The 10,016-nt window shown below is 68.7% G+C and carries 11 protein-coding genes; 3 read left to right on the top strand and 8 right to left on the bottom strand.

Features of this window, described 5'->3' with window-relative positions; all coding sequences use genetic code 11:
• Positions 1 to 1,271, bottom strand: a 1,271-nt coding sequence (locus RJ05_RS16025) for an NAD(P)/FAD-dependent oxidoreductase (RefSeq protein ID WP_255220942.1), incomplete at its 3' end; no start/stop codon positions are given.
• 227 nt (positions 1,272 to 1,498) lie between these two features.
• Here RJ05_RS16025 and RJ05_RS16020 point away from each other — a divergent pair.
• Both RJ05_RS16020 and RJ05_RS16015 read left to right on the top strand, forming a co-directional pair.
• Positions 1,499 to 2,551, top strand: a complete 1,053-nt coding sequence (locus tag RJ05_RS16020) for an alpha/beta hydrolase (protein ID WP_036538091.1) — start codon at positions 1,499 to 1,501, stop codon at positions 2,549 to 2,551.
• Positions 2,552 to 2,755: 204 nt separating this feature from the next.
• The gene (locus RJ05_RS16015) at positions 2,756 to 3,727 is read left to right on the top strand and encodes a pirin family protein (protein ID WP_036538090.1); all 972 of its coding nucleotides are present in this window, start codon (positions 2,756 to 2,758) and stop codon (positions 3,725 to 3,727) included.
• Between the two features lie 10 nt (positions 3,728 to 3,737).
• Here the strand turns inward: RJ05_RS16015 and RJ05_RS16010 are convergent, their stop codons facing one another.
• The 3 genes from RJ05_RS16010 to dapA form a co-directional block, all read right to left on the bottom strand.
• A complete protein-coding gene (locus RJ05_RS16010; protein ID WP_036538089.1) occupies positions 3,738 to 4,718 on the bottom strand; it encodes an AurF N-oxygenase family protein in 981 nt (326 codons plus the stop codon).
• A gap of 165 nt (positions 4,719 to 4,883) precedes the next feature.
• Positions 4,884 to 5,582 carry a TetR/AcrR family transcriptional regulator gene (locus RJ05_RS16005; RefSeq protein ID WP_036538092.1) on the bottom strand — a complete coding sequence of 233 codons (699 nt, stop codon included), beginning with the start codon at positions 5,580 to 5,582 and terminating at the stop codon, positions 4,884 to 4,886.
• Between the two features lie 69 nt (positions 5,583 to 5,651).
• The gene (dapA, locus tag RJ05_RS16000; protein ID WP_036538087.1) at positions 5,652 to 6,533 is read right to left on the bottom strand and encodes a 4-hydroxy-tetrahydrodipicolinate synthase; all 882 of its coding nucleotides are present in this window, start codon (positions 6,531 to 6,533) and stop codon (positions 5,652 to 5,654) included.
• A gap of 70 nt (positions 6,534 to 6,603) precedes the next feature.
• Between dapA and RJ05_RS15995 the strand changes: the two genes are divergently transcribed.
• The gene (locus RJ05_RS15995) at positions 6,604 to 7,491 is read left to right on the top strand and encodes a LysR family transcriptional regulator (protein WP_036538085.1); all 888 of its coding nucleotides are present in this window, start codon (positions 6,604 to 6,606) and stop codon (positions 7,489 to 7,491) included.
• Between the two features lie 103 nt (positions 7,492 to 7,594).
• Here the strand turns inward: RJ05_RS15995 and RJ05_RS15990 are convergent, their stop codons facing one another.
• The 4 genes from RJ05_RS15990 to RJ05_RS31425 form a co-directional block, all read right to left on the bottom strand.
• Entirely contained in the window at positions 7,595 to 8,881 is a 1,287-nt protein-coding gene (locus RJ05_RS15990; RefSeq protein WP_036538084.1) for an RNA polymerase sigma factor, read from the bottom strand.
• An 11-nt stretch (positions 8,882 to 8,892) separates the two neighbouring features.
• Positions 8,893 to 9,315, bottom strand: a complete 423-nt coding sequence (locus RJ05_RS15985; protein WP_036538082.1) for a YciI family protein — start codon at positions 9,313 to 9,315, stop codon at positions 8,893 to 8,895.
• Positions 9,316 to 9,443: 128 nt separating this feature from the next.
• Entirely contained in the window at positions 9,444 to 9,590 is a 147-nt protein-coding gene (locus tag RJ05_RS29965) for a DUF1059 domain-containing protein (protein ID WP_104361371.1), read from the bottom strand.
• Between the two features lie 73 nt (positions 9,591 to 9,663).
• Positions 9,664 to 10,016: cyclase (locus RJ05_RS31425; RefSeq protein ID WP_036538080.1), on the bottom strand; the 353-nt coding region annotated here is incomplete at its 5' end.

Below are 10,016 nucleotides of genomic sequence, written 5' to 3'. Positions count from 1 at the left end.
GCGATGTCGGCGACCGAGCCGGTGCGCACGGTCCGTAGCCGGTCGCCGACGAAATGCTTGGCGACCTTGGTCTGCGCGCGCACGAACGGGACGGCCTCGGTGACCGGGTGCACCCGGGTGGGGTCGTAGAGATCGGTCCACGGCAACCGGTCACCGGTGATGCGCCCGGTCAGGACCCGCGCGGCCACCACGCCGTTGCTCATGCCCCAGGAGTTGAAACCGGTGGCCACGTAGGCATGCGTGCTCAGCGGATGCAGCCGGCCGATGAACGGGAGATCGTCGGTGGTCGAATTGTCCTGCGCCGCCCACCGATAGCGGATCTCGGCGGCCGGGAAATGCCGGGTCGTCCAGGCGGACAGGGCGTCGAATCGGCTGCGTACCTCACCCTCGCCCGGGGTGAATTTCTCGCCGGTGACGATGAGCAGGCGCTGCCCGTCGTCCAGGGGGGCCGTGCGCACCGAGCGGGTATTGCCCTCGGGTGTGATGTAGCACCCGTGTGGAGCCTGGTCCGCGGGGATGCTCGCCGCGACGACCAATTCCCGATGCGGCGTCAGGCGGGCGAACAGCAGCGACCGGTCGAACACCGGATAGTGGGTCGCGACGACGACGTCCGCGGCGGTCAACCGCGCACCCGACTCGACTGTGAGCACCGGTGCCCGGCCCTCGTTCAGGTTCGTCACGCGGCTGTTCTCGTAAATCGTCCCGCCTCGTTCGGTGATCGCACGGGCCAGCGCCAGCAGATAACGGCGGGGATGGAACTGCGCCTGCTGTTCGAGCCGGACCGCGCCCGTCACCGGAAACGGCAGGCCGGTCTCGGTGACGAACTGCGCCGGCAGGCCGGCCGCCACGGCGGCATCGACTTCGCGGCGCATGGCGTCAGCACCGTCGGAGGTTTCGGAGTAGGTGTAGGCCGGGCACTGTTCGAGCTGACAGTCGATGCCGAGTTCGTCGACGATCTGTCCGATATGGCCGAGCGCGTCCTGTTGCGAGGCGGCGTAGAGGCGGGCGGCGGTCTCACCGAGCGAACCGGCCAGGCGCTGGTAGACGAGCGTGTGCAGGGAGGTCACCTTCGCGGTGGTGTAGCCGGTGACGCCGGCGGCGATCCGCCCGGCCTCGACCACCGCGACCGAGCGGCCGGTGCCCATCAGCTCCCAGGCGGTGCTCAACCCCGCGATTCCCCCGCCGATCACGGCGACGTCGACCCGGGTGTCGCGGTCCAGTGCGGGGTAGGCGGTGGGTTCGCTGGTATCCATCCAGAACGATTCGTTCACGACTCGCAGGCTCACACTCGGCGGCTTCCCCGTCCGGACGTGCTCAAACGCGCGCTTGTCGCGGTCATGGGTCGAGCCAGGGGCGCGAGGCAAATGTCACAGCGAGGTAACGGAGCGGGTCTCGGGGCCGACAGATGGGCGACTCATGTGGCCGGACGGTCCGGCGGTGTCGGGGCCGCGGACCGCGGCCGCGTGGATCTCCCTGTGTCGTCGAGAAAGGTTCATCGATGCGGTTGCGCCGCCAAGTTCCCCGACCCGAATCCTCCCGCTCCGGTCTCGGCCGGGCTCTGCTCGCGCCGCTGGTCGCCCTGCTCATGGCGGCCGGCGCGGCCGTCGTCGGCGCCCCGAGCGCCTCGGCCGCGTTCAACCCCGCCGGGTTCGACTTCTGGGTCGACTCGAGCATGGGGCCGATCAAGTCGCGGGTGTTCCGGGCCGCCGACGGCAATACCGATCGGGTGGTCTACGCGTTGGACGGCATGCGCGCCCGGGAGGATCTCAACGGCTGGGAGATCGAAACCGAGGTGGCCAGAGAGCTGACGAAGTGGAATATCAACGTCGTCATGCCGGTGGGTGGACAGTCCAGCTTCTATATCGACTGGAACGCGCCGTCGAGCTTCCTCGGCGTGCCGCCCGGCGCGGCCGGGTCCTCCAGCGGGTCCGGCGGCCTGAACGTCTTCTCCGGCGGGCCCGGCAAGGACTACACCTACCGCTGGGAGACCTTCCTGACCCAGGAACTGCGCTATGCCCTGCGTGATCGGCTCGGCTTCAATCCGCACCGCAACGGTGTATTCGGGCTGTCCATGGGCGGTAGTGCCGCGCTCACCCTTGCCGCCTACCACCCCGACCAGTTCAGCTTCGCCGGTTCGTTCTCCGGCTATCTCAATATCTCCGCCCCCGGTATGCGCGAGGCGATTCGCGTCGCGATGATCGACGCAGGCGGCTACAACGTCGACTCCATGGCCGCGCCGTGGGACCCGAAATGGCTGCGGATGGACCCGTTCGTGTTCGCGCCGCGACTGATCGGCAACAACACCCGTCTGTGGGTTTCGGCCGCCAGCGGCCTGCCCACCGCCACCGACGGGCCGAGCGTCGGCACCCTCAACGGCATGGCACTGGAGGCGCTCGCACTGGTCAACACCCGCGCCTTCCAGGTCCGCATGGCCACCCTCGGCGCGAACAACGTCACCTTCGATTTCCCGGCCTACGGCATCCACGCCTGGAACAACTGGCAGGACCAGGTCCTCCGGATGTTGCCCACGCTGTCGTCGTCCATCGGCTGACCGGCGGCGAACCCGGCCGACACCGGCGAAGCGATCTTCGGATCGCTTCGCCGGTGTCGTGTATCACCGCGGCGACCGCGAGGACGATGAGTGCGGAAGAAAAGCGCTGCCGATGTGGTTAAAAATTGAACCAGTTCGATCCGACACCGAGCAGCATCGCCCCTCCTGGTGTCCGCCGGGGCCGGGGCAGAGAATGGAGACGCTATGCCTGCTGTCACGGCCGATACGCTGACCCTGCCCCGGATCGCGTCCGCCGGACCCGAGGCCACCGAACGTCCGGTCCGCTCGGTGACCACCGGCCCGCGCGGTTACGAGGGCGAGGGCTTTCCGGTGGTCCGGGCCTTCGCCGGGGTGCCGGCCGCCGAACTCGATCCCTTCATCCATATGGACCAAATGGGTGAGGTCGACTACGAGCCCGGTGAACCGAAAGGCACCGATTGGCATCCGCATCGCGGGTTCGAAACCGTCACCTACATGATCGACGGCCGCTTCCAGCACCAGGATTCCCATGGTGGCGGCGGCATGATCGAGAACGGTGCCACGCAATGGATGACGGCGGGCTCCGGCGTGCTGCACATCGAGACCCCGCCGGCGGAACTGGTCGATTCCGGTGGCCTGTTCCACGGCCTGCAGCTCTGGGTGAATCTTCCCGCGAAAGACAAGTTCCTCGCGCCCAAGTATCAGAGCCTGGAAGGCGGTCAGGTGCGGTTGCTGTCCTCCGCCGACGGCGGTGCGCTGGTCCGGGTCATCGCGGGCGCCGTCGACGGCTACGACGGGCCCGGCGCGACCCATACGCCCATCACCTTCGCGCACGCGACCATCGCTCCCGGCGCGCAGCTGTCGGTGCCGTGGCAGCCGGACTACAACGCCCTGGTCTACGTGCTGTCGGGGCGCGGCACCGTCGGATCCGAAGCACGGCCGGTCGAGCAGGGCCAGTTGGTCGTGTTCGGCAAGGGCGACCGGATCACCGTCGCCGCCGACGCCGCCCAGGACTCGAATCGTCCCGCGCTCGAGGTGCTGCTACTGGGCGGCAGGCCGATCCGGGAACCGGTCGCGCACTACGGTCCGTTCGTGATGAACACCCGCGCGGAACTGGTCCAGGCCATCGAGGACTATCAGTCCGGCCGGCTCGGTGTGATTCCCGAGAACGCGCTGATGCCGCACCGCCCGCACTGACGCGGGCGGCTCAGGCCCCGCGCGCGGGTTCGCTGCGATACCGCGACGCGGGGCCGTCGATGCGGCACAGCTTCCACAGCAGCCGCGCCGGCGGATTCATCAGCCCCAGGTCCGTGGCGAGCATGCGGACATCGGCGAAGGAATCGCGCAGCATCTTGCGTGATTGCGGGCTGCGCCAGAAGACCTCCCTGATCACCTGTGCCGGCACATCGCATCGGCGCCGGAAGGCCGGCGTCGGAACCGTGATCAGGTCGCAGGTGATGCGCATGGTCGGCGCGAACAGCAGCGACAGCACGAACTTGCGGGCCGGGTCCAGTTCCGGCACCGCCTTGCGCAGGTACTCGTGAGCGAAGCTGATATGTCGAGCTTCCTCGGCGATGTGGATCGTCATCACCCGCTGCAGCATCGGATGGGTGCGCGAGCCGGCCCGCAGCACGGCCTTCTGCGTGTGATCGATGGGTTCCTCACCGGCGAGCACCATGGTGAAGAACCAGGCCGGGAAGATCGTCGCGACGAGGGGAATCGCGGGACCGATCAGCTTCACCCAGGTCCGCATCCCGCTGACGTCCAGACCGATCCGGTCGACGACCTCCTGGAACATCATCGTGTGGTTGCACTCTTCGATGGCTTCGTGGGTGCAGTAGCGGAATTCGGCGGAGCGGTTGGGCAGCGCGAAAACGTACTGCATCAGACCGCGGATCAGGATGTTCTCGAATTGCAGGCCCACCTTGGCGACATTGGCCTGGCGCCACATGCCCACCTGGATCTGGCGTTCCCGGGGCAGCGCTCGGTACCAGGGGTGGGCGCCGAACGGGTCGGCCTCCGGCAGGATCCAGCGGTCGTCATCGGCGTTCACCGCGAAATCGGGGTCGTCCCAGTCGATGTCGAGGTACGGGTCGAAACGGCGGTGCACCGAACCGTGCGACAGCGTCGCCAGTGTGTCGGCGTAGTGCTCGAGGTCGGGTCCGGTGCGCGGATGCGTCGACGTCATGCTGTCCTCCTCGCGATATGAGTGTGACGCCGTGTCACGCTCACAGTGTCGACGGTACCGCGCGTGACCCCAGTCGACAAGGGTTGATCGTGACAGCGCGTCACGCACAGGGTGGTGAGTGCCGGATAGCCTCAGGGTGACTTGTGCCGGTCGGGCGCTGTCCGGTCAGGCGTCGGCGGCGAGCGTCAGCAGCTCGCGCAGCGGCCGATGCGGATCGACCGACACACCCCGTGCGCGGGCGTGACCGTCGATCAGGAACCACAGCGATTCGGTCAGCAGCCGCGTCACCTCGGCCGCGTCGACCCCCGGCGGCTCGGTCTGCAACCAGCGCGTCACCGCGCCGTCGACCATCGACACCACCGAAAAGGCGGCCACCTCGAGACCTGGCTCCTCGATGCCGAGCAAGGTCGTCGCCATCGTGAACAGATCGGTGATGCGCTGGGACACAGCGAGTTTGGTGCCGCCGACCACGGCGAGCCCGGCCGGATCGTGGCTGCCGGGTCCCTGCTCGACCCACAGATGCAGCCGGGGCCGCGCCGCCACCAGCCGCACGTAGGTGTCGATGATGCGAAACAGGGTCTGGTGCAGGCTGTCGTCCAGGTCCAAAGTCGGCATGACCTGGTCGATGCTGGATTCGACGACGTACTCGCGGGTCTTGTCGTCGAGGTCCTGGCGATCGGCGAAATGCCGGTAGATGACCGATCGGCGGATTCCGGCCCGCTCGGCGATGAGCTGCAACGGGATCTCGGCGCCCGGCTCGGACTCCTCGATCAACGCGATGAGCGCCTCCATGATGGCGCGCCTGCGTTCGGAATTGTGGTCACCCCACCGTCCGCCACCCACCTCCGCGCGCTGCGACACCATGAGCACAGCATCCCATCTCTGGGGGTGCGGCATGAAATACGCCGACTGCTGATGCGGAGCGTCGCGGCCTCACCGCACAGGGAGCGCATCGAGTGCGCGGAGCGCGGCCTTCGTCGCCGCATCCGACGCGGGCAGCAGCGGCAACCGGACCGCGGGGCCGGGAATGCGGCCCTGCGCCGCCAGAACCGCTTTGATGACGACCGGATTCGGTTCGGCGAAAACACTTTCCGCGAGTGCGGCCAGCCGGTGCCCCAAGTGGCGAGCGTTCTCGACCGGGCCGTTCCGCCCTCGGCGGACCAGCTCGGCGTAGGCCGGCGTGGCGAGGTTCGCGCAGGCGAGAATCGCGCCGCCGGCGCCGAGTGCCAGCATGGGCGCGGCGTACAGGTCGTCACCGGCCAGGACGGCGACCTCGGCAGGCAGCCTGCTCATCATGGCGACGGTGGTGTCATCGATCGCGCCGACCGCGTGCTTGAAACCGGCGACGCCAGGGATGCCTGCCAATGCCAGTACGGTGTCGAGGCCGAGGGTGCGGCCGGTGCGGTACGGGATGTTGTAGACGATCAACGGCACCGGACCGGCCGCGAGCGCGCGGAAATGCGCCAGCACACCGGCTTCCGACGGCCGGGTGTAGTAGGGGACCACCGTCAAGGCCGCCGTGATCCGGCCATCCAGGGCCGCCAGCGTGGCGAGGGAATCGGTGGTGGAGTTCGTGCCCGCCCCGGCGATCAGGGGCGCGCCGCGCTCGGCGCACACCCGGGCGCAGATCTCCAGCACCACGGCGCGTTCGCCGGCGGTGAGCGTGGCCGGTTCGGCGGTGGTGCCGAGCGCTACCAGGCCGGTGGCGCCGTCATCGAGTACCCGGTGAGCGTGACGTTCCAGAGCGTCCGCGGCGAGTGCGCCGTCGTCGGTGAACGGCGTGATGAGCGGGACGAAGAGGCCGGTCGGAATCATGGGACCAGCGTGCGGCCGATTCAGCCTCAGGTCCAGTTCACGTTTCTGTCGTCGAGCGTAACCTGAGCTGATGCTCGATGTGCGGAAGCTGCGCCTGCTGCGCGAATTGGCGCACCGGCAGACCATCGCCGCGGTCGCCGAAGCGATGAGCTACACCCCGTCGGCGGTATCGCAACAGTTGAGCGCGCTGGAACGGGAAGCCGGGGTGCCGCTGCTGGAACGGACCGGCCGCCGCGTCATGCTGACGCCGGCCGCGCTGATCCTCGTCGAGCACACCGAATCCATCCTGGCCACGCTGGAACGTGCGGCCGCCGACCTCACCAGCGCGACCGAGCGACTCACCGGAACTCTCCGGATCGGCGCCTTCCCCTCGGCGGTGCCGATAATCCTGGTCCCCGCCCTGATCGCAGTCACCGGCGAGCACCCCGGACTGGACGTCGTTGTAACCGAACTCGATCCGGCGACCGCCCCGGCCGCTCTGCGCGCCGGGACCGTCGATGTGGCCCTGGTCCAGGAATACGACCATGTGCCCATGCCGCCCGAGCCCGCCTTGGACACCGATCCACTGCTCGCCGAAACGATCTACCTCGCCGCCCTCGGCGACGACCCACTGCCGGATCACCGCGACTCACCGTGGATCGCGGGCACGCCCGGCACCCTGTGTCATTCGATGACCATCCGGGTGTGTGAGGCCGCGGGTTTCACGCCGCGGATCCGTCACCACGTCGACGATTTCAGCGCCGTGCTCGCACTCGTCGCCGCCGGCCGCGGCGTCAGCTTGGTGCCCGAACTCGGTGCCCGCACCCCACCCGCGGGCGTGGTGCTGACCCCGTTGCCGACTCGACGCCACACCCGACTGGCCTACCGTCGTGGTACCCGCGACCATCCCATTGTGAGCGCGGCCCGCACCGCCCTTCACGACTGTGCGGCAAGGCAATTCCCGCAAGCCCTGCCCTAGGCGGACGCAGGCGAACGACTGCCGACGTCATCGGCGGCCGTGCTCGACGCGAACACCGGCGGGCTCACGGTTATGCGTGAAACGCAGCGCTGGCCACGATTCTTCAGCCGAGATCGGCGAGCTTCTGGTGTAGGACCGCCCGTTCCTGCTCGTTCCCGCACAGCTTCGCCGCCAGTTCCAATTCGGCGCGGGCCTCGTCGCGGCGCCCGAGTCGGATGAACAGCTCGCCCCGCACGCTGGGCAGCAGATGCGAATTGGCGAACGCACCGCCGGCTGCCAGTTCGTCGACGATCGGCAAGGCGGCGGCAGGTCCATCCGCCATCGACACCGCGACGGCCCGGTTCAACTCCACCACCGGTGACGGCGCCAGCCTGCCGAGCGCTTCGTACAGCAGCACGATGCGCTCCCAGTTCGTCTGCTCGACCGACGGTGCGACCGCATGGCATTCGGCGATCGCGGCCTGCAAACCGTAGGCGCCGAGGCCACGGCCGAGCTGTTCGGTGCGGGCCAGCGCGGCCCGTCCCCGTCGGATCGCCGAACGATCCCAGCGACGCCGGTCCTGCTGCTCCAGCAGCACCGGACGACCCGCGGCGTCGGTGCGGGCGGGAAAACGCGCCGCGGTCAGCTCGAGCAACGCCAGCAGGCTGTGCACCTCGGGCTCCTCGGGCATCAGCCGCGCCAGCACCCGTGCCAGCCGCAACGCCTCCCCGGCCAGGTCCAGGCGCATCAAGGCGCTGCCGGAGCTGGCCGAAGAGCCCTCGGTGAAGATCAGGTAGATCACGCTCAGCACCGAGCCGATCCGTTCGGCGCGCTCGGCGGCGGCAGGCACTTCGAAGGGCACGCGAGCCGCGGCCAGCGTCTTCTTGGCGCGGGTGATGCGCGCCTGCACGGTCGCGGTCGGCGCCAGGAAAGCGCGGGCGATCTCGTCGCTGGTCAACCCGCCCACCACCCGCAGGGTGAGCGCGATGCGTGCCTCGCGCGAGAGCACCGGGTGGCAGGAGACGAATATCAACGCGAGCAGGTCGTCGTCGATCTGGTCCGGATCCCACAGCACGTCCTCGGCCGCCCGGACCGGTTCGGTGGGCGGGCTGCCCGCGACGACGCCGCCCTCACCCAGGCCGTGGGCGAGGACGGCGTACTTGTCGTCGCGCAGCGCGCGGCGGCGGAAGGCGTCGATCGCGCGCCGCTTGCCGACGGTGAGCAGCCAGCCCGCGGGATGGTGCGGTACGCCCTCGCGCGGCCAGGTCACCAGCGCCTCGGCGAACGCCTCCTGGGCGAGATCCTCGGCGAGGGCGAAATCGCCGGTGTATCGGGCGAGCGCACCGACGATCCGCGCCGATTCGATCCGCCAGACGGCGGCGACGGCCTCACGTCCGGTGTGTTCGGCCATCGCCTACCCGCTCAGAGCTGGCCGGTGGTCTCGCGCCACGCCCGCTCCTTCTGGATCCACACATTGTCCTGCGGAAATTCGTCGATCGTTGTGACCCGGCGGATCTCGCATTTGGCGCCCGGTCCCGCCAGCGGCGCCCGCTTGGCCCACTCGACGGCCTCTTCCAGCGACGCCACATTGAGGATCCAGAAGCCGCCGAACAGTTCCTTGGTCTCACCGTAGGGGCCGTCGGTGACCACCGGAGTCTCGGTGGAGTAGTCCACCACGACGCCCGTCGCCGGGTCGGGATCCAGCCCCTCGGCCGCGACCAGCACGCCGGCCCGGATCATCTCGTCGTTGAACTTGCCCATCGACTCCATGATTTCGTCGAAGTCGGCGTTCTCGAAGGCCGCGAAGGTCTCGTCGGTGGCGCGCATGATCAGCATGTACTTCATGGTGTGTCTCCTCGGGATCGTCCGGGTCCTCCTGACCCTCTCATCCCTTGGTCGAACGGGGGAGGCGACCGATCGACACCACCGTGAAGTTTTTTTCCGAGAATCTTTCCCGGCCCTGTTCGTGCAGGTCAGTAGGCGATGAACAGGATCTCGTCGCGCGTGTAGTCGTGACCGGGGTGCTCGGCGGCGAGGTGGGCCTGGGTCTTGGCGACGAGGTCGTCCTCATCGGTGCCGGTGATGTGTTCGCCGCAGGGGCAGTTCAGTCTGGTCTTCACGCGAGTGCCCTTCGTCCTCATGGAACACGGTCGTGTCGAGTGAACCACGGCGCAAGCCATTTGTGAACGCGTTTTAGTAATTCGGTTTCACCTCTGGCCGCACCGTCTCCGGGATGATGCCGATGACGGTGGCGGGGGAGCCGGAACCGCCGCGGTAGATCGGCCCGCCGGCCAGCACCCACGCCCCGGTGGCCGGGAGCGCGGCCAGACCGGCCAGGCATTCCAGGCTGATCCGATGCTCCCGGTACAGCAGTTTCGACACCGTGTACTCGTGGTCGATGCCGAGGTCGGGCCCGAAGGTATCGATACCGAGCGCACCGCGCCGCCCGAGCCGTCCGGTCTCGAGCAGCCATTCGACGGCGTCGACCGAGAAACCCGGCATATGGCCGGCGTCGGCGCCGCTGCCGATGAAATCCGGGGTGCCCC

It is taken from the genome of Nocardia cyriacigeorgica NBRC 100375 (assembly GCF_000308555.1).
Classification (GTDB): domain Bacteria; phylum Actinomycetota; class Actinomycetes; order Mycobacteriales; family Mycobacteriaceae; genus Nocardia; species Nocardia cyriacigeorgica.
The sequence above is the reverse complement of the archived record's forward strand: the minus strand, read 5'-3'. Positions and strand labels throughout refer to the sequence as shown.

What these genes read in the sequence shown, in the direction of transcription:
- RJ05_RS16020 (WP_036538091.1), top strand. Translation starts at nt 1,499, where the DNA reads ATGCGGTTGCGCCGCCAAGTTCCCCGACCCGAATCCTCCCGCTCCGGT.
- RJ05_RS16015 (WP_036538090.1), top strand. Translation starts at nt 2,756, where the DNA reads ATGCCTGCTGTCACGGCCGATACGCTGACCCTGCCCCGGATCGCGTCC.
- RJ05_RS16010 (WP_036538089.1), bottom strand. Translation starts at nt 4,718, where the DNA reads ATGACGTCGACGCATCCGCGCACCGGACCCGACCTCGAGCACTACGCC.
- RJ05_RS16005 (WP_036538092.1), bottom strand. Translation starts at nt 5,582, where the DNA reads ATGGTGTCGCAGCGCGCGGAGGTGGGTGGCGGACGGTGGGGTGACCAC.
- dapA (WP_036538087.1), bottom strand. Translation starts at nt 6,533, where the DNA reads ATGATTCCGACCGGCCTCTTCGTCCCGCTCATCACGCCGTTCACCGAC.
- RJ05_RS15995 (WP_036538085.1), top strand. Translation starts at nt 6,604, where the DNA reads ATGCTCGATGTGCGGAAGCTGCGCCTGCTGCGCGAATTGGCGCACCGG.
- RJ05_RS15990 (WP_036538084.1), bottom strand. Translation starts at nt 8,881, where the DNA reads ATGGCCGAACACACCGGACGTGAGGCCGTCGCCGCCGTCTGGCGGATC.
- RJ05_RS15985 (WP_036538082.1), bottom strand. Translation starts at nt 9,315, where the DNA reads ATGAAGTACATGCTGATCATGCGCGCCACCGACGAGACCTTCGCGGCC.